At 72.3% G+C, this 23,453-nt stretch carries 20 protein-coding genes; 13 read left to right on the top strand and 7 right to left on the bottom strand.

Annotation, left to right across the window (positions count from 1 at the left end; translation table 11 throughout):
• Window positions 1-103 precede the first annotated feature (103 nt).
• Window positions 104-697 (bottom strand): hypothetical protein, encoded by a 594-nt coding sequence (locus ACFWEP_RS03360; RefSeq protein ID WP_387364787.1) that lies wholly within the window; start codon window positions 695-697, stop codon window positions 104-106.
• A 290-nt stretch (window positions 698-987) separates the two neighbouring features.
• Between ACFWEP_RS03360 and mfd the strand changes: the two genes are divergently transcribed.
• The 3 genes from mfd to ACFWEP_RS03345 all read left to right on the top strand — a co-directional run bounded on the left by mfd (window position 988) and on the right by ACFWEP_RS03345 (window position 6,406).
• On the top strand, window positions 988-4,518 hold the full coding sequence (mfd, locus tag ACFWEP_RS03355) for a transcription-repair coupling factor (RefSeq protein ID WP_387364784.1): 3,531 nt from the start codon (window positions 988-990) through the stop codon (window positions 4,516-4,518).
• A 199-nt stretch (window positions 4,519-4,717) separates the two neighbouring features.
• Window positions 4,718-5,839, top strand: a complete 1,122-nt coding sequence (locus ACFWEP_RS03350; protein ID WP_387364781.1) for a Rieske 2Fe-2S domain-containing protein — start codon at window positions 4,718-4,720, stop codon at window positions 5,837-5,839.
• Window positions 5,840-5,902: 63 nt separating this feature from the next.
• The gene (locus ACFWEP_RS03345) at window positions 5,903-6,406 is read left to right on the top strand and encodes a DUF4265 domain-containing protein (RefSeq protein WP_387364778.1); all 504 of its coding nucleotides are present in this window, start codon (window positions 5,903-5,905) and stop codon (window positions 6,404-6,406) included.
• A 384-nt stretch (window positions 6,407-6,790) separates the two neighbouring features.
• Here ACFWEP_RS03345 and ACFWEP_RS03340 read toward each other — a convergent pair whose 3' ends face one another.
• Both ACFWEP_RS03340 and ACFWEP_RS03335 read right to left on the bottom strand, forming a co-directional pair.
• Window positions 6,791-8,434 carry an MFS transporter gene (locus ACFWEP_RS03340; RefSeq protein WP_387364775.1) on the bottom strand — a complete coding sequence of 548 codons (1,644 nt, stop codon included), beginning with the start codon at window positions 8,432-8,434 and terminating at the stop codon, window positions 6,791-6,793.
• A gap of 221 nt (window positions 8,435-8,655) precedes the next feature.
• Window positions 8,656-9,432 carry an IclR family transcriptional regulator gene (locus tag ACFWEP_RS03335; RefSeq protein ID WP_387364772.1) on the bottom strand — a complete coding sequence of 259 codons (777 nt, stop codon included), beginning with the start codon at window positions 9,430-9,432 and terminating at the stop codon, window positions 8,656-8,658.
• A gap of 70 nt (window positions 9,433-9,502) precedes the next feature.
• Between ACFWEP_RS03335 and ACFWEP_RS03330 the strand changes: the two genes are divergently transcribed.
• From ACFWEP_RS03330 to ACFWEP_RS03295, 8 genes are all read left to right on the top strand, one after another.
• Window positions 9,503-10,684, top strand: a complete 1,182-nt coding sequence (locus ACFWEP_RS03330) for a cupin domain-containing protein (protein ID WP_387364769.1) — start codon at window positions 9,503-9,505, stop codon at window positions 10,682-10,684.
• 2 nt (window positions 10,685-10,686) lie between these two features.
• On the top strand, window positions 10,687-11,514 hold the full coding sequence (locus ACFWEP_RS03325; RefSeq protein ID WP_387364766.1) for a fumarylacetoacetate hydrolase family protein: 828 nt from the start codon (window positions 10,687-10,689) through the stop codon (window positions 11,512-11,514).
• Window positions 11,511-12,143, top strand: coding sequence for a maleylpyruvate isomerase family mycothiol-dependent enzyme (locus ACFWEP_RS03320; protein ID WP_387364763.1), 633 nt, complete (start codon window positions 11,511-11,513; stop codon window positions 12,141-12,143). Before ACFWEP_RS03325 ends, ACFWEP_RS03320 begins: the two co-directional genes overlap by 4 nt.
• A gap of 10 nt (window positions 12,144-12,153) precedes the next feature.
• Window positions 12,154-13,449, top strand: coding sequence for an FAD-dependent monooxygenase (locus ACFWEP_RS03315; protein WP_387364760.1), 1,296 nt, complete (start codon window positions 12,154-12,156; stop codon window positions 13,447-13,449).
• Entirely contained in the window at window positions 13,446-14,639 is a 1,194-nt protein-coding gene (locus ACFWEP_RS03310) for a thiolase family protein (protein WP_387364757.1), read from the top strand. Before ACFWEP_RS03315 ends, ACFWEP_RS03310 begins: the two co-directional genes overlap by 4 nt.
• The gene (locus tag ACFWEP_RS03305; RefSeq protein ID WP_387364754.1) at window positions 14,636-15,328 is read left to right on the top strand and encodes a 3-oxoacid CoA-transferase subunit A; all 693 of its coding nucleotides are present in this window, start codon (window positions 14,636-14,638) and stop codon (window positions 15,326-15,328) included. Before ACFWEP_RS03310 ends, ACFWEP_RS03305 begins: the two co-directional genes overlap by 4 nt.
• A complete protein-coding gene (locus ACFWEP_RS03300; RefSeq protein WP_387364751.1) occupies window positions 15,328-16,002 on the top strand; it encodes a 3-oxoacid CoA-transferase subunit B in 675 nt (224 codons plus the stop codon). The genes ACFWEP_RS03305 and ACFWEP_RS03300 overlap by 1 nt, the downstream gene beginning before the upstream one ends.
• Before the next feature lie 127 nt (window positions 16,003-16,129).
• Window positions 16,130-16,738 (top strand): TetR/AcrR family transcriptional regulator, encoded by a 609-nt coding sequence (locus ACFWEP_RS03295; RefSeq protein WP_387364748.1) that lies wholly within the window; start codon window positions 16,130-16,132, stop codon window positions 16,736-16,738.
• Between the two features lie 51 nt (window positions 16,739-16,789).
• Here the strand turns inward: ACFWEP_RS03295 and ACFWEP_RS03290 are convergent, their stop codons facing one another.
• The 4 genes from ACFWEP_RS03290 to ACFWEP_RS03275 are packed head-to-tail and all read right to left on the bottom strand — an operon-like array spanning window position 16,790 to window position 20,966.
• Window positions 16,790-18,547, bottom strand: a complete 1,758-nt coding sequence (locus ACFWEP_RS03290) for a hypothetical protein (RefSeq protein WP_387364745.1) — start codon at window positions 18,545-18,547, stop codon at window positions 16,790-16,792.
• Between the two features lie 11 nt (window positions 18,548-18,558).
• Window positions 18,559-19,188 carry a hypothetical protein gene (locus ACFWEP_RS03285; protein WP_387364742.1) on the bottom strand — a complete coding sequence of 210 codons (630 nt, stop codon included), beginning with the start codon at window positions 19,186-19,188 and terminating at the stop codon, window positions 18,559-18,561.
• Window positions 19,185-19,505: a hypothetical protein gene (locus tag ACFWEP_RS03280; protein ID WP_387364739.1), complete on the bottom strand. Its 321-nt coding sequence runs from the start codon at window positions 19,503-19,505 to the stop codon at window positions 19,185-19,187. Before ACFWEP_RS03280 ends, ACFWEP_RS03285 begins: the two co-directional genes overlap by 4 nt.
• A 33-nt stretch (window positions 19,506-19,538) precedes the next feature.
• A complete protein-coding gene (locus tag ACFWEP_RS03275) occupies window positions 19,539-20,966 on the bottom strand; it encodes a CHAT domain-containing protein (protein ID WP_387364736.1) in 1,428 nt (475 codons plus the stop codon).
• A gap of 443 nt (window positions 20,967-21,409) precedes the next feature.
• On the opposite strand from ACFWEP_RS03275, the gene ACFWEP_RS03270 reads away from it, so the two are divergent.
• Together ACFWEP_RS03270 and ACFWEP_RS03265 are read left to right on the top strand one after the other, a co-directional pair.
• Window positions 21,410-22,375 (top strand): amidohydrolase family protein, encoded by a 966-nt coding sequence (locus tag ACFWEP_RS03270; RefSeq protein ID WP_387364733.1) that lies wholly within the window; start codon window positions 21,410-21,412, stop codon window positions 22,373-22,375.
• Between the two features lie 55 nt (window positions 22,376-22,430).
• On the top strand, window positions 22,431-23,390 hold the full coding sequence (locus tag ACFWEP_RS03265; protein ID WP_387364730.1) for a phosphotriesterase: 960 nt from the start codon (window positions 22,431-22,433) through the stop codon (window positions 23,388-23,390).
• The last annotated feature ends 63 nt before the right edge of the window (window positions 23,391-23,453 follow it).

The following is a 23,453-nucleotide window of genomic DNA, read 5'->3' as shown; positions in this document are numbered from 1 at the left end:
GACAGTTCCTTGGAGCGTCGCGGGGTGCCGTGCGTACGGGTGCGTGTACGGGACCGGAACGTACTCGGGTACGGGCATGGGGAGGCGTGCGTACGGGCCCCCGTCAGCCGCAGTCGAAGCGCAGCGGGCCGTCCGTGCCCGGAGCGGCGTCGATGCCACCGACCACGAGGGTGCCCCCGTCCCCGGTCCACCGCAGCTCGTACGGGGCCGCGCGGTAGCCGTTGTCGGCGTGCCACGAGGCCGAGGGCTTCCAGGCCGTGCCGCTCCGGCCCACCGTGTACAGCTCGCCGTCGTGGCCGTACAGGAACGCCGCCTCCCGCACCACGGCGGTGCAGCCGTCCGGGCCGGCCGGCCGCAGGACCTCGTAGTGCGCGGTGAGGTCGAGCAGCGCCCCGAGGACGCACATCCAGCCGCCCAGCACCATCAGCGCGACGCGCAGGTACCGCGCGAGCGCCGCACGGCGCGGACCTGCCCGGTCGCGCTCCGGCGGGCGCCGGACCTCACCGGCACGCCGCAGGACGACGGACCCGAGGATCAGGGCCGCGCCCGCCGCCCACCCGGGGACCACGTGCCCGAGGACGAGGATCAGCAGACCGCTCGGGCGCACGGCCACCGCGAGCAGCAGGCACACCGCGGCCGAGCCGGTGTACGGCGCGGATCGCGTCGCTCCTCGCGTACGAAGCCCCCCGAACACCATCGGCGCACCCTACGGCCGCCCCGGACCGCCCGCTACGGCCGGTTCCGGCCATGTCCTTGCCGCCTGGGCCGCCCGGGGCCGCCCGGCGGCGCCCGGGGGCGTGCGGAGCGCCCCGAGCGCCCGCCCGCACCCCGTCGCGGACGCGACTGTCCGTCCCGAGTCGTAGGGTGGAGACCCCGGCCCGTTCCACGTGTCGGGCCCTTCGCGTTGTGCCCCACGGGCGCGGCGCGCAGCTCCTGGCAGCAGCCGGCTGCCGGGAAGCCCGAAGCCACCCCGGACGGAAGCCCTCCATGAGCCTGCACGGTCTGCTGGATCTCGTCGCACGCGATCCCGCGCTCTCCGAAGCGGTGAAGGCCGCCACCGACGGTCACCGGATGCACGTCGACCTGGTGGGACCGCCCGCCGCGCGCCCCTTCGCCGTGGCCTCGCTGGCCCGGGGGACCGGCCGTACGGTCCTCGCGGTCACCGCCACCGGACGGGAGGCCGAGGACCTGGCCGCCGCGCTGCGCACCCTGCTGCCCGCGGACTCCGTCGCCGAGTACCCGTCCTGGGAGACCCTGCCGCACGAGCGGCTCTCGCCCCGCTCCGACACCGTGGGGCGCCGCCTCGCCGTACTGCGGCGCCTCGTGCACCCGCGCGCCGACGACCCGGAGACCGGGCCGGTGAGCGTGGTCGTGGCGCCCGTACGCTCCGTGCTCCAGCCGCAGGTCAAGGGGCTCGGCGACCTGGAACCCGTCTCGCTGACCAGCGGGCAGAGCGCCGACCTGGGCGAGGTCGTCCATGCGCTCGCCGCAGCCGCCTACTCCCGGGTCGAACTCGTCGAGAAGCGGGGCGAGTTCGCGGTGCGCGGCGGCATCCTGGACGTCTTCCCGCCGACCGAGGAACACCCGCTGCGGGTGGAGTTCTGGGGCGACGACGTCGAGGAGATCCGGTACTTCAAGGTCGCCGACCAGCGCTCCCTGGAGGTCGCCGAACACGGGCTGTGGGCCGCTCCCTGCCGCGAGCTGCTGCTCACCGACGAGGTCCGCGAGCGCGCCCGCGTACTCGCCGAGGCCCACCCGGAGCTGGGCGAACTGCTGGGCAAGATCGCCGAGGGCATCGCGGTCGAGGGCATGGAGTCCCTGGCGCCGGTGCTGGTGGACGACATGGAGCTGCTGCTCGACGTGCTGCCGAAGGGTGCGATGGCCCTGGTCTGCGACCCCGAGCGGGTCCGTACCCGCGCCGCCGACCTCGTCGCCACCAGTCAGGAGTTCCTCCAGGCGTCCTGGGCGGCCACGGCGGGCGGCGGCGAGGCCCCGATCGACGTGGACGCCGCCTCCCTCCGGTCCATCGCGGACGTCCGCGACCGGGCCCGCGAGCTCGGCATGATGTGGTGGTCCACCTCCCCGTTCGCCGCCGACGACGAGCTGGACGAGGACACCCTCAAGCTCGGGATGCGCGCCCCGGAGGCGTACCGGGGCGACACCGCACGCGCGCTCGCCGACACCAAGGGGTGGATCGCCGACGGCTGGCGCACCGTTTACGTCACCGAGGGCCAGGGGCTCGCCTCGCGGACCGTCGAGGTGCTCGGCGGAGAGGGCATCGCCGCCCGGCTCGACGCCGACCTGACGGAGATCTCGCCCTCCGTCGTGCACGTCTCCTGCGGCGCCATCGACCACGGTTTCATCGACGCCGCGTTGAAGCTCGCGGTGCTCACCGAGACCGACCTCACCGGCCAGCGCACCGCCACCAAGGAACTCGGCCGGATGCCGGCCCGCCGCCGCAAGACCATCGACCCGCTGACGCTGGAGGCGGGCGACTACATCGTCCACGAGCAGCACGGCGTGGGCCGGTACATCGAGATGGTCCAGCGCACCGTCCAGAACGCGACCCGCGAGTACCTGCTCGTCGAGTACGCCGCCGCCAAGCGCGGCCAGCCCGGCGACCGGCTCTACATCCCGACCGACCAGCTGGAACAGGTCACCAAGTACGTGGGCGGCGAGGCGCCGACCCTGCACCGCCTCGGCGGCGCCGACTGGACGAAGACCAAGCAGCGCGCCAAGAAGGCCGTCAAGGAGATCGCCGGCGACCTGATCAGGCTCTACAGCGCCCGCATGGCCGCCCCCGGCCACGCCTTCGCCCCCGACACCCCGTGGCAGCGCGAACTGGAGGACGCCTTCCCGTACGCGGAGACGCCCGACCAGCTCTCCACGATCGCCGAGGTCAAGGAGGACATGGAGAAGACGGTCCCGATGGACCGCCTGATCTGCGGAGACGTCGGCTACGGCAAGACCGAGATCGCGGTACGCGCCGCCTTCAAGGCCGTCCAGGACGGCAAGCAGGTCGCCGTGCTCGTCCCCACGACCCTCCTCGTCCAGCAGCACTACGGCACCTTCACCGAGCGGTACTCGCAGTTCCCCGTCAACGTCCGGGCGTTGAGCCGCTTCCAGTCGGAGGCGGACTCCAAGGCCACCCTCGCCGGGCTGAAGGACGGCGCCGTCGACCTGGTCATCGGCACCCACCGGCTGTTCTCCTCCGAGACCAAGTTCAAGGACCTCGGCCTGGTCATCGTCGACGAGGAGCAGCGCTTCGGCGTCGAGCACAAGGAGCAGCTCAAGAAGCTCCGCGCCAACGTCGACGTCCTCACCATGTCCGCCACGCCCATCCCCCGTACCCTCGAAATGGCCGTGACCGGCATCCGCGAGATGTCCACCATCACCACCCCGCCCGAGGAGCGCCACCCCGTACTGACCTTCGTCGGTCCGTACGAGGAGAAGCAGATCGGCGCCGCCGTGCGCCGTGAACTCCTGCGCGAGGGCCAGGTGTTCTACATCCACAACCGTGTCGAGTCCATCGACCGTGCCGCCGCCCGGCTCCGCGAGATCGTCCCCGAGGCCCGGATCGCCACGGCGCACGGCCAGATGTCCGAACAGGCCCTGGAGCAGGTCGTGGTGGACTTCTGGGAGAAGAGATTCGACGTCCTCGTCTCCACCACCATCGTCGAATCCGGCATCGACATCTCCAACGCCAACACCCTCATCGTCGAGCGCGGCGACAACTTCGGCCTCTCCCAACTCCACCAGCTGCGCGGCCGGGTGGGCCGAGGCCGCGACCGCGGGTACGCCTACTTCCTCTACCCGCCGGAGAAGCCGCTCACCGAGACCGCCCACGAGCGCCTGGCCACCATCGCCCAGCACACCGAGATGGGCGCCGGCATGTACGTCGCCATGAAGGACCTGGAGATCCGCGGTGCGGGCAACCTCCTCGGCGGCGAACAGTCCGGCCACATCGCGGGCGTCGGCTTCGACCTCTACATCCGCATGGTCGGCGAAGCCGTCGCCGACTACCGCGCCCAGATGGACGGCACGGTCGAGGAGGAGGCGCCGCTGGAGGTCAAGATCGAGCTCCCGGTCGACGCCCACGTCCCGCACGACTACGCCCCCGGCGAGCGGCTCCGCCTCCAGGCGTACCGCGCCATCGCCTCCGCCAACTCCGAGGAGGACATCCGCGCGGTCCGCGAGGAACTCACCGACCGCTACGGCAAGCTTCCCGAACCCGTCGAGAACCTCCTCCTGGTGGCCGGCCTGCGCATGCTGGCCCGCGCCTGCGGAGTCGGCGAGATCGTCCTCCAGGGCTCCAACATCCGCTTCGCCCCGGTGGAACTGCGCGAGTCGCAGGAGCTGCGCCTCAAGCGCCTCCACCCGAAGACCGTCATCAAGGCCGCCACCCACCAGATCCTGGTCCCGCGCCCGACCGCCGGCCGCATCGGCGGCAAGCCGGTCGTGGGGCGTGAACTGCTGGCTTGGACGGGGGAGTTCCTGACCACGATCCTGGGGTCGTAGGGAGAGGAGCGCCGGTGCCCCACCGGGCCCGGCGCTCCAGGCCCGGTGGGCCCGACGCCCGCCCCGGCAGCAAGCCGCCCGGTGTCACTATCTGCATGTATGTACCACGTTCGGGTGGCCGTCGGGGTGCTGCGCGGATTCCGGGGCGGGGCGGGCAGCCTTCTGGCGACCGCTGATCCTCGGCCCGAGAGGGTAATTCGTGGGACTGCCCCGTCCGTTCACCCGCGCCATCACCGAAGGACCGACCCCTGCCGACCTCGCGGGCACGCCCGCCCTGCCCTACCCGAGCGGCTGGTCCGCACTCGCCTTCGCCTCCGAGCTGAAGCCCGGCACCGTACTGACCCGGCCACTCGCCGGGGAGGACGTGGTGCTGTACCGGTTGCGGTCGGGAGCGTTACGCGCCATCCGGCCGTACTGCCCCCACCTCGGCGCCCACCTCGGGCTCGCGCGCGTCGACGGCGACGAACTCGTCTGTCCCTTCCACCAGTTCGCCTTCGGGCCCGACGGCAGCTGCGTACGTACGGGGTACGACACCCCGCCCCCGAGGTCGCCGCTGACGCGGCTGCCCGTGCACGAGGTCAACGGGGCCGTCTTCGTCTGGCGCCACCACGACGGCCGGGAACCCGACTGGTTCGTTCCGCCGTGGCACGAGATCGGCCACCGCCCGGCCCGCGAGGCGGCGTGGGAGCTCGGCGGGAACGTCCAGGAGGTCATCGAGAACTCCGTGGACCTCGGCCACTTCGCCACCTTGCACGGCTGGCGGCGCGCGGAGATGGGCGGGCCGGTCGTGTACGAGGATGCCGGGTTCCACGTCTCCATGCGGGCCCACGAGTCGGCCCCGCTCCTCGGCGACTTCGTCGTGGGGATCGAGGTGGACGGGTACGGCCTCGGCTGCCTCCACGCCGACGTGTACACGCCCCGGCTCGGGCTGCGGATGTGCACCATGGTGCTGCCGACCGCCGTCGGACCGCACCGGATGCAGTTCCGGCAGCGCAACCGCATCGCCTTCACCGAACCGTCCCGGCTGCCCGCCCCGCTCGCCCGCACGGTGAGCCGGACCGCCGCCCGGCTGCTGGACCGGGCGGTGTTCCGGTCCAGCTGCGAGTTCACCGCCGCGGACTTCCCGATCTGGAACCACAAGCAGTACCTCCAGCCCCCGAGACTCGCCCACGGCGACGGCCCGATCGGCCCGTTCCGCCGCTGGGCCCGCCGCTTCTACCCGCCCGTGGGTGTGGACGTGGGCATGGACGCGGAAGGCGGCGCGGCGGTGACCGGGTGGGCCGGGCGCGAGAGCGAGGTGGCACGCCGGGCCGGGGCCTGAGGGCGCCCCTGGCGTACTGATCCGCGCGCGGTCCGCGAGGGCCGGTGAGCGATCATCAGGACCGTGACCTCAACGACCCCGTCCGAGCCCGGCGCCGCCGACAGCGACCGCATCAAGGTGTGGTTCCGTTTCGTGCCACGCGACGGCTGGCTTCCCCACGACACGGAAGGGCTGTGGGCAACGCGGCTGAGCACCGACACCGCCCGGGTCGAGAACGTTCCCTTCCTGCAGAACGGGGTGGCCGAGGGGGAGACCGTGCGGTTCGTGACGGACGCCGACGGTCTCCACTGGTCGAAGGAACGGGTGGAGGCGTCGGGCAACTGCACCGTCCGGGTCCTGTCCGTTCCGTCCGGCCCCCTGGGACGGAGCGCTCGCGCCGTGCACGAGCGGCTGTCGCCGTTCGGCCTGGGCGGTGAGGTCTTCAGCGAGGAGTTCCCCCTGGTCGCCTTCAACGTGCCGGCCGACGCGGACCTCGGTGGGATCAAGGCGCTGCTCGTCCAGGGCGTGCGGGACGGGTGGTGGCACTTCGAGGAGGGCTGCGTCACCGATGCGTGGCGCGACGCGTAGTCCGGTCGTCACGCCGGTGGGGCCGCCCCGGCAGGACTCGCGTCGGCGGGGCGGCGGCCCTGGCAGGGCTCACGTCGGCGGGCAACCCGGTCGTCGCCGTGGCGGCTCGCACGCGGCCACGGTCTCCGAACCCGAGGCGGTCGCCGACCTCATCCGTCGCGCGATCGGCGACACCGGCCGATCCGCAGGATTGATCCGTCGGGCTGATCCGTCGGGCGCCGAACCACCGGGCTGATCCGCCGGGCGCCGAACCACCGGGCTGATCCGCCGGGCCGACCCGCCGGGCGCCGAATCACCGGGCCGGGCCCGCAGGCTCGGCCCGGTGGTTCGCGGAGTCTTCAACTCCCCTTCGGGGAAACGGACGTGTGTCCGGCGGCTCGCCGCCTATGCCGTGGCTGCCGGTTCCGGCTCGCCGTCGCGTACGGGGGGCAGGCCCGGGGAGGCGGACGCCTCGCCCTCGACGGAAGGGCGGGAGTGGGTCCCGATCATGCCGAAGGCGGTGAGGACCGCCGCCGCGGCCGCCGCCACCCCGCACACCAGGAACGCGGTGCCGAAGCCGCTGCCCAGGGCGTCCAGGGCCAGGGCGTGGGCCGCGGCTCCCGGGGCGTCGGGCGGCAGGCTGTTCACGGCGATGGGCCCGCCCGCCCCGAAGACCTCCCGGGCCGCAGCCAGTTGTCCGGCCGACAGGCCCGCGCCGGACAGGCCCGACCCGAACACCGACCCCGCGTGGCTGAGGGCGACCGCGCCGACGACGACTGGCCCGAGGGCGAATCCGAGGTCGCGCAGCATGTTGGTGGTGGCGCTGGCCATGCCTGCCAGTTTCAGGGGCACGCTGTTCAGCGCCACGGCGGTCACCGAACTGACCGTCAGGGCGAAGCCGACGCCGATCAGCAGGGCGGGCGCGACGAACGCGCCGAGGCCCGGGTCGGTGATGTCGAGCCGGCTGCACAGCAGGCAGCCGATCGCCATCAGGGCGCATCCGGTCGTGAGGAGCCACGAGGGGGCGACGCGGTGCAGGAGCCGCGAGACGACCGGGATGAGCAGGAAAGCGGGCCCTTGGAGCAACAGGAAGGGGACCGCCACCCGGATCGGGTCCTGGTGCTGTACGGGGCCCAGCCACATGCTCGTCGCGAAGCAGGCGCCGAGGAAGGCGAGCATGCCGATGACCGCCACGACGGACGAGACGGTGAACGCCCGGTCGCGGAAGAGTTTCAGGTCGAAGATCGGGGACTCGGCTCCCAGCTCCACCACGACGAACGCGGCCAGGAAGCAGGCGCCGATGACGAAGGCGAACATGACGGGAAGGGTGGTCCAGCCCGACTCGGGCCCCTCGACGGCTCCGTACAGGATCAGGACGAGGCCGAGGGCGAAGGTGATCTGCCCGGCCACGTCGAACGTACGGCCCTCGGGTGCTTTCGACTCCGCGGACAGCAGCAGCGTGAGCACCATGCTGACCAGGGCGAGCCCGACGAGCACCCAGAAGGAGCCGCGCCAGGAGCCGATCCTGGCGAACATGCCGCCGAGCAGCGGTGAGACGGCGGCGCCGGCGGAGAGGAACCCGCTCCAGAGCGCCACCGCGTGAGTCCGTTCCCGTGCGCTGCGGGTGACGGCGGTGATCGAGGTGAGGGAGCCGGGGAACATGGCCCCGGCGCCCAGGCCGTTCAGGGCGGCGCCGATCCACAGCACCTGCACGGTGGGTGCGAGCGCGGCCACCGTGCTGCCCGCCGCGAGCAGGGCGGTGCCTGTCGCGACCAGCCTGCGCCGCCCGAACAGGTCGCCGAGCACACCGAAGGTGAACTCGAAGCAGACCACGACGACCATGAAGGCGGCCGTGATCCAGGTGAGTTGCGAACCGTGCGTGTGCAGGTCCTCCTGGAAGAGGCCGTTGAGCGAGGCCGGCAGCGCGTTCGCGACCTGCGCCACGAAGACGGTGGCGCAGGCGGCAGCCAGTGTTCCCGCGTAGCCCGGCGTCCGGGCGGCCCCCGCGGTTGGGCCGTGGGACGTCGTCGTCCCGTTGTTGAGCGTCATTGCTGTTCTCCCTGGCTGGGGAAAGCGGGCATCCCGAAGGGGGAGCCGTGAGAGGAAGGGGCTCGGCTCCGCGTGCGCGGTGGGGGGAAGGCGCACGACGAGGGAGCCGGGCGTGATGCCGGGAGAATTTCATTCGCTTTACGCCACGTCAATGATGTGTGCGCGTTTTAAAGTTTTCGGATAACGCGTATGACACGTGATCGCTATGTCAGATCATGGGCTCAGGGTTGCTCGGACAGGTCCCTCTCCAGTGCGTGTGCCGTGGCGTCCAGGGCGTTGACCAGGGCCTGGAGGCGGTGCGGGTCGTAACGGACGCTGGGCATCGACACCGAGAGTCCGGCCAGTGCGGAGCCGTCCCGGCCCCGTACGGGTACGCCGATGGCGACGAGACCGCGTTCGGACCGCTCCTTGTTGACGGCGAATCCGTTGCGGCGCACCCGCTTCAGCTCGGCCCGCAGTCGGGCGAGATCCGGACGGTCGGCCGGACGGTCGCGGTACCGCTCGGGGGCGTAGACCCCTTCCAGCTCCTCCGGGGTGAGGCCCGCGAGCAGCAGGAGCCCCGCCGTCGTGCGGTGGACCGGGAAGACCATGCCCTCCCGCGATCCGACGCGCAGCGCCTGACGGCACTCGACGCTGGCGATGAACCTGGCCGTGTCCCCGGCGCGCACGATCAGGTTCGTCGTCTCGTCCAGTGCGTCCACGACCCGGTGCAGATGGGGCAGGGCCGCCGCCCGCAGCTTCGACACGAGGGACTGGGAGTGCGCGGCGAGTTCCAGCACGGGCCCCGCCCGGTAGACCCGGTCGTCGCCCTGCACGGCGAAGTCCCGGTACACGAGCATCGCCAGAATCCGGTGGGCCGTCGACCTCGCGACGCCCAGCCGCTCGGCGATCTGCGACACCGTCGCGCCGCCCTCCATCTGCAGGACGGTCGCCGCCCGCAACGCGTGGTCGACGCTGGCGATCGGGTACGGGGGCGGTGTCTTGAGCGGTTTGTCCATGGTCCGGCGCTCCAATTCTGCTCTCCAGAATCTACATGTCCTCTCCCCGGACGCGGCGCACGCTGACCCCGTGACGCACTCCTCCCTCACCCACGCCACCGCCACGGAGTCCCCGGTCCGGCTACAGGCTGTCTCCGCAGCGGGACAGCCCGACGTCACCCCGGCGCTCGAAGAGCTGTACCGGGGTTTCGAGCAGGAACTGCTCGTACCGCTGTGGACCGAGATCGGCGACCTGATGCCGGCCCACCCCCGCTCACGCGCCGTGCCGCACCTGTGGCGCTGGGAGCGGCTGCGGGAGCTGGCGGACCGGGCCGGCGGCCTGGTGCCGGTCGGCCGCGGCGGCGAGCGCCGGGCCATCGCGCTGGCCAATCCCTCCCTCGGGGGCAGGCCCTTCGCCACCCCGACCCTGTGGGCGGCCATCCAGTACCTCATGCCCGGCGAGGACGCCCCCGAGCACCGCCACACCCAGCACGCCTTCCGCTTCGTCGTCGAGGGCTCGGGCGTGTGGACGGTCGTCGGCGGCGACCCGGTACCGATGAACCGCGGCGACTTCCTCCCGCAGGCGGGCTGGAACTGGCACGCCCACCACAACGCCACCTCCCGGCCGATGGCCTGGATCGACGGCCTGGACATCCCGTTCCAGTACGTCACCGAGGCGCAGTTCTTCGAGTTCGGCCGCGACGGGATCTCCGACGACGAACGGATCACCCCCGAGCGGTCGCGCTCCGAACGCCTGTGGGGCCACCCCGGCCTGCGCCCGCTGTCGGCCGCCCCGGTCACGCCCGGCAGCCCGCTGCTGTCCTACAAGTGGGAGTACACCAACGCCGCCCTGCGTGACCAACTGCTCCTCGAGAAGGAGGGCTTCGGCGGCACCGTCGAACCCGGTCACGCCGCGGTGCGCTACTCCAACCCGCACGACGGCTCCGACGTCCTGCCGACGCTGCGCGCCGAGTTCCACCGGATCGTCCGGGGTGCCGAGACCGCGCCGGTACGCGAGACCGGCTCGTCGGTCTACCAGGTGTTCGACGGCTCCGGCGTGGTGAGCGTCGGGGAGAAGTCGTGGCGGGTGGCCCGCGGCGACCTGTTCGTCGTCCCGTCATGGGAACCGCTCTCCGTCCGCTCGGAAGCCGGTACCACCGACTCCGACGAGGGCGCCCTCGACCTGTTCCGTTTCTCCGACGCGCCCGTTTTCGAGGCGCTCGGGCTCCAACGCACCCAAGCCGGCCTCCACCGCACCGAGAAGGACCACTGACCATGAAGCTCGCCACCCTGCGCACGGCCGACGGCACCCGGGCGGTCCGCCTCGACGGTGAATCGCTCGTCGAACTCGGATACGCCGACCTCGGCGAACTGTTCGCCGAGCCCGACTGGCGGTCGAAGGCGGCCACCGCCACCGGCCCGGCGCACCCGGTCGCCGACGCGGACTTCGCGCCGGTCGTGCCCCGCCCCTCCAAGGTCGTCTGCGTCGGCCACAACTACACCAACCACATCAAGGAGATGGGGCGGGAGCTGCCGAGCCACCCGACTCTGTTCCCGAAGTTCGCCGAGACCCTGATCGGCGCGGGCGACGACATCGTGAAGCCGGCCGAGACCGAGGCCTTCGACTGGGAGGTCGAACTGGCCGTCGTGATCGGTACGCGGGTGCGCCGCGCCGACGAACAGCAGGCCGCGGACGCCATCGCCGGCTTCACCGTCATGAACGACATCTCGCTGCGCGACTGGCAGTTCCGCACCATCGAGTGGACCCAGGGCAAGATCTGGGAGGCCACCACCCCCGTCGGCCCGTACGTCGTCACCCCCGACGAGGTCGGCGGCGTCCGCCCCGCGCTGGAGGTCAGGACGCTCGTCGACGGGCAGGTCATGCAGCGGGACGACACCGGAACGCTGCTGTTCGACCCGGTCCACCTGGTGCGGTACATCTCCACCGTCATCACCCTGAACCCCGGCGACATCATCGCCACCGGCACCCCGGCCGGCGTCGGCAACGCCCGCGACCCCAAGGTGTTCCTGCTCCCCGGCCAGACCGTGGTCACCGAGATCGCCGGCCTGGGCGCCTGCGTCAACAAGGTGGTCGGGGCATGACGGCCGGCACCCGGACCCTCGCCGACGCCCGCGCCTGGGCCCGGACGGGTACACGTCTGGTGCTCGACGCCGTCGCGGACCTGGACGAGGCCGGTTTCTCGGCCGACAGCGCGCTGCCCGGCTGGACCCGCAAGCACCTCGCCGCGCACGTCGCCGCGAACGCCGACGCGCTGGGCAACCTGGTGCACTGGGCCGCCACCGGCGTCGAGACACCCATGTACGCCACCCCCGAGGAGCGCGCCGCCGGCATCGCCAAGGGTCCGGCTCTCTCCGCCGGCGAACTCCGCTCCTGGCTCGCCGACTCCGCCCACAAGCTCGGCGAGAGTCTCGACGCCCTCACCGAGGAGCAGTGGAGCCACGAGGTCGTCACCGTCCAGGGACGTACCGTCCCCGCCACCGAGCTGCCCTGGATGCGGTCCCGCGAGACCTGCGTGCACGCCGTCGACTTCGGTACGGGCGTCTCGTTCACCGGTCTCCCGGACGGATTCCTGACCGCCCTGGCCGACGAGATCCGCGACAAGCGCGCACTGGCCACGCTCCCCGCCGGGCCCCTGCCCGAGGTCACCGCCTGGCTGGCCGGCCGCCCCCACTCGCTCGCCGACGCCCCCGCGCTCGGCCCCTGGCTCTGAGGAGCACCCCATGTCCCACCCGGATGTCATCATCGTCGGCGGCGGCATCGGCGGCCTCGGCGCGGCGTTCTCGCTGACCCGCCAGGGGCTCGACGTCCGCCTGCTGGAACGCGCCGCCGAGTTCGGCGAGGTCGGCGCCGGCATCCAGCTCGCCCCCAACTGCACCCGCATCCTCGAGGACTACGGCCTCCTCGACGAGGCCAAGAACCTCGGCGTCGTCCCCGAGGCGATGATCATGCGCGACGCCGTCGACGGTACCGAGCTGACCCGGCTCGACCTGCGTGACCTGGAGAAGCGCTACGGCTACCCGTACATGGTCATCCACCGCAGCGACCTGCACGGCCTGCTGTTGCGTGCCTGCCGGCGCGGCGGCGTCGAGCTGATCACCGACGCCGAGGTGACCTCGTACGAGAACACCCCGGCGGGCGCCCGGGTGACCCTGGCGTCCGGCGAAGTCCACGAGGCCGGCGTCGTGATCGCCGCCGACGGCCTGCACTCCGTCGCCCGCGCACTGCTCGTCGACGACGAGCCCGTCTCCTCCGCGTACGTCGCCTACCGGGGCACCGTCCCCGCCGAGCTGCCGCGGGCGCGGTCCGTCGATCTCGGCGAGGTCGTGGTGCACGTGGGACCCCGCTGCCACTTCGTCCACTACGGCCTGCGCGGCGGCGAACTGCTCAACCAGGTCGCGGTCTTCGAGTCGCCCAGGGCACTGGCAGGCCAGGAGGACTGGGGCACGCCCGACGAACTCGACACCGCCTTCGCCGCCACCAGCGACTTCGTGAGGGACGGCCTCGGGTTCATGTGGCGCGACAAGTGGTGGCGGATGTTCGACCGCGGCCCTGTCATGAACTGGGTCCACGGCCGGATCACCCTCCTCGGCGACTCCGCGCACCCACCGCTCCAGTACATCGCGCAGGGCGCGATCATGGCGATCGAGGACGGATGGGTGCTCGGCGAGCACGTCGCCCGCAACCGCGCCGAGGACGGCACGGTCGACTGGACCGCCGCCCTCGCCGCCTACGAGGCCGTCCGCCCCGAGCACTGCCGCCGCGTGACCACCACGTCCCGCGCGTGGGGCGAGTTGTGGCACCTCGACGGGGCCGCCCGCGAGCAGCGCAACGCGATCCTGCGCGCCCGCGACACCCACGACTACTCCTTCACCGACTGGCTGTACGGCCCCACCGCGCTGACCCCGGACGAGGAGCCCCCCATGTTCGAGCCGATACCGCTGACCTCGGCGCGCGCCGTGGTCGCCACGGCCGCGCGGGACGAGGCGCTCACCGCGGCGGGGAGCGGGACGAAGTGAGCGACTCCTACCTGTACGCCGCCGCCCGCACCCCCTTCGGTCGCTTCGGTGGAGCCCTGGCCCGTGTACGCCCCGACGATCTCGCCGCCACCGCGCTGAACGGCCTGCTGGACAAGGCCCCCGGCCTGGACCGCGCGGCCATCGGCGACGTGGTGTGGGGCAACGCCAACGGCGCCGGTGAGGACAACCGCAACGTCGGCCGGATGGCGGTCCTGCTGGCCGGACTGCCGGTGAGCGTGCCCGCGACCACCGTGAACCGGCTGTGCGGATCCAGCCTGGACGCGGCGATCATCGCCTCCCGCACCCTGGAATCCGGCGACGCCGACATCGTCGTCGCCGGAGGAGTGGAGTCGATGACCCGGGCCCCCTGGGTCATGCCCAAACCGGAGAAGGCGTTTCCCGCCGGGAACGTCACGGCCGTCTCCACCACCCTCGGCTGGCGGCTCGTCAACCCCGCGATGCCGAAGGAATGGACCCTCTCGCTGGGCGAGAGCAACGAACTCCTCGCGGACAGGTTCTCGATCACCCGGGAACGGCAGGACGCCTTCGCGGTGCGCTCCCACCGGCTCGCCGCCCGCGCCTGGGACGAAAGCTTCTACGACGACCTGGTCGTGCCCACGGCCGGCCTCACCCGCGACGAGGGCATTCGCCCCGGCACCTCGCCCGAGGCGCTGGCGGGTCTGAAGCCCTCCTTCCGCCCGGACGGGACGATCACCGCCGGCAACGCCTCCCCGCTGAGCGACGGCGCCTCCGCCGTACTGCTGGGAACCGAGGCGGCGGCCGACCGGATCGGGCTGGCTCCCCTCGCCCGCATCGCCGGCCGCGGCGTGCACGCCGTGGAGCCGAAGATGTTCGGTTACGCGCCGGTGGAGGCGGCCGAACAGGCGCTGCGCCGGGCCGGTATCGGCTGGGACGACGTCGGCGCGGTCGAGCTGAACGAGGCGTTCGCGGTGCAGTCGCTCGCCTGCGTGGACGCCTGGGACATCGACCCGGAGAAGGTCAACACCCGGGGCGGTGCCCTCGCCCTCGGGCATCCGCTGGGCGCCTCGGGCGGACGGCTGCTCGGCACGCTGGCGAAGGTGCTGCGCGAGCGCCGCGCACGCTGGGGCGTCGCGGCCATCTGCATCGGCGTGGGCCAGGCCCTCGCCGTGGTCCTGGAGAACGTCACCGACGAAGCGGGGGAACGATGAGCGCGACCGTGGCCGCCACGACCGACGAGGCCGTGGCCGGCATCGAGGACGGGGCGACCGTCCTGGTGGGCGGGTTCGGTCTGGCGGGCATGCCGTTCGACCTCATCGACGCCCTCATCCGACAGGGCGCCGGGGATCTGACCGTGGTCTCCAACAACGCCGGCAACGGCGACGCGGGCCTGGCCGCACTGCTGAAAGCGGGCCGGGTGCGCAAGGTGGTCTGCTCCTTCCCCCGGCAGAGCGACTCCTACGTCTTCGACGACCTGTACCGGGCCGGGCGGGTGGAACTGGAGGTGGTGCCGCAGGGCACCCTCGCCGAACGGATGCGGGCCGCCGGCGCGGGCATCGGCGCCTTCTACAGCCCCGTCGGCGCCGGCACCCCGCTGGCGGAGGGCAAGGAGACCCGGGAGATCGACGGGCGCCCGCACGTCCTGGAGTACCCGATCAAGGGTGACGTGGCCCTGATCTCCGCCTATCGCGCGGACACCCTGGGCAACCTCGTGTACCGCAAGACCGCGAGGAACTTCGGCCCTGTCATGGCCACCGCGGCCACCACGGTCGTCGCCCAGGTCGTCGACATCGTGCCCGCCGGGCAGCTCGACCCGGAGGCCGTGGTCACCCCGGGGATCTACGTCGACCGTCTGGTACGGGCCGAGGCCCGCCGACTCACCGTGCAGGGAGCCCGCTGATGACGACCGCACCCGCCACCGCCCCGGTGGAGAACACCGGCCGGGGCCCGCTCACCACCGAGGAACTCGCGGCCCGCATCGCCCGCGACATCCCCGCCGGGTCCTACGTCAACCTCGGCATCGGACAGCCGACCCGGATCGCCGAGCACCTCCCGCCGGAGGCGGGAATCGTGCTGCACACCGAGAACGGCATGCTCGGCATGGGCCAGGCCGCCATCGGCGACGAAGTCGACCCCGACCTCACCAACGCGGGGAAGGTCCCGGTCACCGAGCTGCCCGGGGCGGCGTACTTCCACCACGCGGACTCCTTCGCCATGATGCGCGGAGGCCACCTGGACGTCTGCGTGCTCGGCGCCTTCCAGGTCTCCCACCAGGGCGACCTGGCCAACTGGCACACCGGCGACCCGGACGCCATCCCCGCCGTCGGCGGTGCGATGGATCTCGCGGTCGGTGCCCGCCAGGTCCTGGTGATGATGAAGCTGTTCGCCCGGGACGGCACGGCCAAGCTCGTCCCCGCCTGCACCTACCCGCTCACCGGAGCCCGCTGCGTCCACCGCGTCTACACCGACCACGGCGTCTTCGAACCCGGTCCCGACGGGGTACGGGTCCTGGAGACGTACGGCGTCTCCCTCGCGGAACTCCGGGAGCGGCTGGGGGTCGATCTGCTGCCGTGAGCGCCCCGGGGGCCCGGCACCGGGTCCCCGGGGTCGGTCACCGGTACGGGCTGTACGCGCTGTACACGGTGTGAAGAGGGAAGACGGTCCGTACGGGTGCCATGCGTGGACGCGATAAAATCCCCGCATGGCGAACCTTCGTGAGGCACAGAAGCAGATGACCCGCCGTCTGCTGCTCGACGCGGGGGTCGAACTCTTCACGACGAAGGGGTACGCCGCCACCACGGTCGACGACATCGCGACCGCCGCGGGCACCACGCGCGTGACCTTCTACGCCTACTTCCCCTCCCGCAGCGACCTGATGAAGGCGCTCATCGACGAACGGCTCAACGACGCTCTCCAGCGCGTCCGTTCGCCCGAGCACGGCTCCACCGCACTGGACCTCGTCGCCACCGTCACCGCGGGGACCCCGGAGGCGATCAGAGCCTGGATCCAGCGGACCGTCGACAACTGGCCGGCCGTGCGGCCGATCATCCGCGTCGGCCGGGACGCGGCGGCGGTCGATCCCGACCTCGCCGACCTCGTCGAGCGGTGGATGGAGGAGGCCATCAGCGACGTCGAGGACGGGCTGACATCGGCGGGGCGCTTCGAGCCCCACCAGCGCCGCTTCCGGGGCGTCCTGGCGATGGCCGAACTCGATTACGTCTCCCAGCACTGGGGCGGCGCCGACTGGAAGCTCACGCCCGAGCAGATGGTCGACGAGCTGAGCGCCGGCTGGGAGCGCCTGCTGACCTGAGCGGGCCCGCCGCCGGGCTTGAGGCAGCCTCCGATCCGGCCCGGGAGGCCGTCAGGGTCGACGGGCCGCGTCCTTCGACGGTGCGCCGCCTGCCGGGGCGGGTGCCCGGGCGACCGGGAACCCCGTCGCGGCGCCGTCGGCCACGTGCGGCAGGGGGGACGTGGTCCGCTCAAGGAGCAGCCGCGTGCTCGTCAGCCGGGCGGCCAGTTCCTCGGAGTGCTCGCGCAGCACGTGCAGGTCGGTGTCGGCGTCGAGCTTCTGCGACCACAGCACACCACGTCCCAGCTCCAGCAGTTCGAGGGCATGTTCCGGTCGCTCCGCGTCGAGCTGGGCGGCGGCAGCCGTCGTCGCGAGACCTCCGCCACCGGCCGTCAGGAGCATCTCCTGGTCGGGGCGGTCAAGACCGCGCCAGGCGGTCGTCGGCAGCAGCCGGACGGCCAGGGAGCTGGACTCGGCCCGCTCCGCCGGTCCGGCGCCGGAGTGCCGGCCGAACTGCGTCCACAACGAGGCGGCGGCCAGGCGGCGCCAGGCGGGGGCGGACTCCAGCACGGCCAGGCGCCGCCAGGCATCGGCCGAGCGGCGCCAGAGCCCGGTCGCCGACGAGGACGGCGACGCCGCGTCCACGTCCGGCCGGGTCGGGTGGGCCTCTTCGACCTCGGCCCACTGCCAGAGCAGCACCCCCAGCCATCTCAGCAGGTCGGGCGCTTCCGTCGGGTCGGCGCCGGCCAGCAGTGACTCCACCAGGTGTACCGCCGTGTCGAGTCCCTCGGCCGTCCCGGACAGCTCGGAGCGCACCAGGGCGATCTGGACCTGGGGCAGCCAACCAGGGTCGCGGGGTTGACGGCGGCGCAGGACAGCCTCCGCCTTGTCGAGGTCGCCCGGCCGGGACAGCGCCTCGGCCTGGAGCACCAGGGCGTGTACGCGATTGCGGGCCAGTCCCGCACTCTCCTCGTCACGGCGCGGCATGAGCCGGTCCGCGTCCTTCAGATACCAGTGCGCCCGCACGATGTCCTGGGGGTCGCGGAAGTTCTCGTAGCGGATGACCAGTACCGCCGCCAGTTGGGAAAGCACGACACCGCGGTGTTTTCCGTATCCCGACGAGTTCGTGGAAACGGCCCACATGAGGGTGCGGCTGAGGGCCTCCGCCTGCTCGATGGCGATCACCGCGCGCTGCAGGTCCGCGACGGCCGACAGCGCCTGGAAACGGGTGTGGTACGCGACGGCGAGCCTGCACAGGAGCTGGGAACGCATGAACTCGTCCATGGGCGGCCACTGGACGGTGTCGTAGGCGAGTTTGCGGGGCGGGAACCGCCGGTTCCAGCGGCGCAGTCCTTCCCGTAAGGAGAGACGAGGCCGATCGGCGCTCTCCCGCCTGTCGCACAGTTCGCTCGCGGCCCGGAGGTGGTCGATCGTCGCGTCGACGTCCTGCGGCTCGGCGCGCTGTTCGAATCGGTTGCTCAGGGCCTCGGCCAGCGCGATCCGGTCCAGGGCCTCCGCCTCCCACGAGGTGCGCGGGGCCGCGAGAGCCGCCTCGCCCATGGCGACGGCCCGGTCGAGCTGCTCGGGCTCCCGCGCCAGCGCGGAGAGCGACACGCGCGCCTCCATCTCCACGCGGCGCATCAGGTCCCGCATCCAGGTGGGCACGGAGGGCGTGGCGCGCAGGACGGACAGAAGCTGTGCCAGTTCCCGCACCTGCTCCGGGTCGCCGGCCTCGATCGCGCGCACCGTGCGGCCCACGGCCGGAAGCCACACCCGGGCGAAACGGAAGGACACCTCGAAGCGCCTTCTGATCAGCGCCAGGTCGAACATGCGCGGACGGTTCACGGGCAGGCCTCGACCGTACGCAGCCGGGTGACTTCGGCGAGCGGGATCTCCACGGTCGTCTTCCCGCTCTTCAGCCAGATCGTGCCCCGGGCGACGCGGGTCACCGACCCGCAGACGCTGCTCGTGCCGGGGGAGGTGACCTCCAGAGCGGGCTCCTTGGCCGCGGGGCCGTACCAGGTCGCGCCGACCGCGGCGACGAGGAGAACCGCGCAGCCGAGGCTGAGCGCGATGCCCCGGCGCACGGCGCTCAGAGCCTTCACGGTCTCCCGGTGTTCGATCGCCGACCGGGTGGCGCGACCACCTGCCGGGACGGACCCGAGCGGGCCGTGCGCCGCCCGGTTCAGGAGGTAGGCGCCCCCCGCTCCGCAGACCAGGGCCGCCAGCAGCAGTACCCCGACGACGGTTCCCCAGGTCTGCTCCAACTGCCCCACGTCGGTGCGGCCCTTCACCAGGCCGAAGCCGACGAGCCCGGCCATCAGGACGCCGGCGGCGTTGCGCCAGCCGGTGGCCGCCGCCCGGATCCTGGGCAGCGCCTCCCGGGCCAGCCGGTGGCGCTCCTGCGCGGCCAGCAGGTCGCGCGGGCCCGCCTGGCCGGCCGGTGCGGTGACGCGGGGCGGCACGTTCACGACAACTCCAGAGGCCAGTAGGCTCCGCAACCGCTACGGCCCTCGGGACGGCCGACGTGCTCGCCCGCGCACACGCAGCTCACCGGAAGTGCGTGTCCGCCCGCCGTGTTCGGCGGGGCGCCGGCGGCGGCCGCCCTGTAGACGGGGTCGAAGAGTTCGACGTCGAGGGCGGCGCCGCAGCGCGGGCACGTGCAGATCAGTACGTAGTCGTCGCCGTAGGCCTCTTCCAGGGTGTGGTTCTGTGCCACCTCGGTGGCGTAGAACGGTTCGGTGATCTCCTGGTAGGTAACGGGCTGGTGACTTGTCGGGGTCGGCATGCGGTTCCTTCCGGACGGGACGGGACGAGGGGTTCAGGGGCCGATGTGGATGAAGGGAACCCAGGTCGTCAGTCGGAGGTGATCGCTCTGGGTACCGCCGCGGCGTTCCTGCCGCTGTCGTGCCAGGGCCCGGTCCCGTTCACGCATCTCCCGTACGGCCCGGTGGAGGCGCTGCGCCGCGTCCGCGGGATCGAACCCGGGCCCGGAGGTTTCCCCGGCGCCGGGTTCGGCGGCGCGGTCCCCCGGGGCACCCGCTGTGTAGAAGTCCCGGGTGATGACGGACGCGGCGCTGTCCTGCACGGACCAGAGCGTGCCGATGACATGACGGAATCCGGCGAAGTGCAGGGCCGCGGCCAGAGTGATCGCCTCGTCGGCCAGTTGGACGCCCCCCACCGCGGTCTGGCAGGCGGACAGGAAGGCGAACTCCCCGGTGAAGCGTTCCTTGACCAGGTCGTGGACGGTCAGAAGTCCGTCCCGCAGCGCGATCCCTCCATGTCCGGGGCTGTCGAGCCGCTGAGCCGCGTGACTGCTGAAATGCGCCCGAGGATGCCGGCCCAGAGCCGCCAGCACCGCCTCTACGGTGGCTTCTTCGCCTCGTAGCGACGTCAGGCGGTGGCCGAACGCGCTGCGCAGGGACTCCTGGTCGGCCTCGTGGGCGGGCAGCCGCGGCAGACCTTCGGGTTCCGGCGCGACGAAGAGCATGTCCGGGGAGTCCGCGCGGCCGGCGGCGTCCGGAGGCCGGGGGCGGCCACGGGCCGAGATCAGCGCCCGCACCGTCGGGGTGTAGGAGGACACCACCCGGTCCAGGACGGTCCGGTACTCCTCCCCCTCCTCCTCGGAGTGGCGACCGGCCGCGTGCAGCGGCAGCAGGGCGAGCAGCCCGGTGGGGCACCACCACAGGCGGGGAAGGGGGTCGCCGGGGGCGGCGGGGCCGCAGTGCCCCAAGTCGTCCAGGACGGGCCGCGCGATCGCGTCCCAGAGCCAGGCCGTGAGACCGGCGAGTTCGCGCTCGGCCTTGTCGCGGGCGTCGGACAGGGACCGTCGTGCCCTCGCGATCCTCGCGAACACCCTTCGTTTCCGATCACCCCGGGTGAACGGCACCATCGCGCGCTGAAGGTTCCAGCCCGCCGTCTCCAAGGCCTTCAGGCAGTCCAGGTAAGCGGTGGCACGGGAGGTGACCTCGTCCGGTGTCACCAGCGGCAGCGGCAGGGAGCGGACGCTGTCGTCCACGAGCAGGAGGGCGTCGCTCCGGTCCTCGCTGAGGTTGAGGACCGCCACGGCCCCCTCGCGGGCGGCGACGGTCAACGAGGCGGCGGTCGGCGGGCGGAGGAAGTCCGCCAGATACGGCACCTGCCGGGCGCGGCCCAACTGCCGGACTTCCTCGACGAGCTCGTCCCACCTGCGAGTGAGAGCGATCCGCTGGTCCACGGCATGGGCCGGCCGCTGTTCCCCACCGTCCATCAGTCATCCCCCTTCGAGAAGCCTAGGTATCGGGGCGGGGCCGTGTCAGGGAGTCCGGCGCATCGGTGGGCGGCGTCGACCGGTGCACTCCTCGCCGCCGTGTCGTGAGGCCGCGCCCGGCCCGGCCCCGTGCCCGACGGCGGCCCCGTCCGCGTGAGTCCCGGTGCCCGCGGTGTGAGCCCCGGGTGTCCGACGGGCGGCTGCGCGGGTGCGGCCTCGCTCGTCACGTCGCGTGAACGCTTCGCGACGCACCTCCCGTGCCCCGCCGCGCGGCGGCTCCGGAGGGTGTCCACGGGATGACAAACCGCCCGTCTCTACTCCATGACCGTTGTTTTTTCCATGTGTTCGTTTCATTGACGTTGTGTAAACCGAATGGCTAACGTGACTGCATCCCCCGGGTGCTGAGCACCCCACCCCGGATACGCGAGGCAGGCATGAGCGGCATGAGCAACACCGTGAACACCGTCCTGGGCCCGGTGCCGGCCGAGGAACTGGGCGTGGTGGCGGTCCACGAGGCGCTGCTGTCGGTGGTTCCCGGCGCGGAGCACGCCTTCGACATCACCATCGACCGCGCCGAGATCTTCGAGACCCTCGCCGCGAAGCTGAAGGACTTCCACGCCCACGGCGGCGGCACCGTCGTGGACAGCACCGGCATGTTCCACGGCCGGGACGTCCCGCTGTACGAGGCCCTCTCCCGCACGACCGGCGTGCACATCGTCGCCTCCACGGGACAGGGGCCCGAGGAGATGCTCGGCGGCTACTTCCTCACACCGCAGACCAACCCGCCCACCCCCTGGCCGGCCGACCGGTTCGCCGATCTCTTCACCGACGAGATCGCCCAGGGCATGGTCGTCCCCCGCGTGGAGCGGCGTGGCCCCGCTGGGCTGGTGGCCACCACGGCGACCCGCCAGGGCATGACCGCGACCGACGAGAGCCTGTTCCGCGGGGCCGCCCGTACCGCTCTGAGGACCGGCGTCGCGCTCTCCGTGCGCTACGGCGCCGACGCGGTCCACGACCTCGGCGTCGTCCTGGACGAGAACCTGCCGGCCGACCGCGTCGTCGTCGGCGGACTCGACCGCGCCGACGCCGTGGCCGCCGATGCCCCGACGGTGATCGCCCGCAAGGGCACCTACGTCGCGCTCGACCACGTCGGCACGACGGACGAGGACCATCTCACCGACGCCGAGCGCGCCGCTCTCGTCGCCGAACTGGTCGCGGCGGGCTTCGGCGACCGGGTCCTGCTCTCCAGCAACGCGACCGGGGTCGCCAAGGGCCACCCCGCCGCCGACCTGCCGTACAGCTACCTCCTCACCACCTTCGTACCGCTGCTCCACGCGCGGGGACTCGGCGACGAGGACGTGCGGCGGATTCTCGTCGACAACCCGCGCGCACTGCTGTCCGTGCGCTGAGCACCCCGCGCCCCCCGCGCCCCCCTGCAAGTTCCCTCCCCCGAAGGTGAGTTCCATGTCGCGCGTCAATACCGTCCTGGGGCCGGTTCCGACCGAGGAGCTGGGCCTCGTGGCCGTGCACGAGCACATCGGCTACGGCATGCCCGGTTCCGAGCTGGACACGAAGTGGTGGAAGAGCCCCGAGAGGCGACACGAGGAGACCGTCCCGAAGCTGCGCGCGTTCCACGAGTACGGCGGCGGCACCTTCGTCGACGCCACCGGCATCTGCAACGGCCGGGACATCGACCACTACAAGTCGCTGTCCGCGAAGACCGGTGTCCACATCGTCGCCTGCACCGGCTTCGTCGGCGGTGACACCGCCCTGCCGCACTTCGCCCACGCCGACGTGGACTACCTGATGCGTCAGTTCGTCCACGAGATCACCGTCGGCATCGGCGGCACCGGCAGCCTCGCCGGCGTCATCAAGGTCGGGGTGAGCCGCGGCGGCCGTATGACGGAGCTGGACAAGCGGATCTACCGCGCCGCCGCCCGCGCCTCGCTGCGCACCGGCGTACCGATCCTGACCCACCTGGCGATCGACGCCGAGAACGCCATCGCCATCTTCGGCGAAGAGGGACTGCCCCTGGAACGCGTCCTGTTCGGACACGTCGACGACGGCGTGAACGCCGACAAGACGCGCGACGTGTGGATCGCGGAGCAGGGCGGTCGCATCGGCTTCGACACCTTCGGATACGAGACCGAACTGCCGGACCCGCCGTTCTGGGCCCGCCCCCGCAAGGAGCGGCTGGACCACTTCCTGCGGTTCATCGACGGCGGGCGCCGGCTGAAGCAGGTCCTCGCCTCCGCCGACGCCAACTGCAGCCCGCTCGGCTGGCCGGGAGTCGAGGGCCACACCGTGAACTACATCTTCGAAGACCTCATCCCCGACCTCCGCGACGCCGGACTCGACGAGGCCGCCATCAGGACGATCTTCGTCGAGAACCCCGCGGACTTCCTGACCATCCAGTCGCACTGACCAGTCAGTCGTACCGATCTCTCAGTCGCACTGACCATTCAGCCGCACTGACCATCAAGAAGC

Source organism: Streptomyces sp. NPDC060198 (assembly GCF_042728415.1).
Taxonomy (GTDB): domain Bacteria; phylum Actinomycetota; class Actinomycetes; order Streptomycetales; family Streptomycetaceae; genus Streptomyces.
Note: the sequence above shows the minus strand (reverse complement) of the source record. Positions and strands in the feature narration are given on the sequence as shown.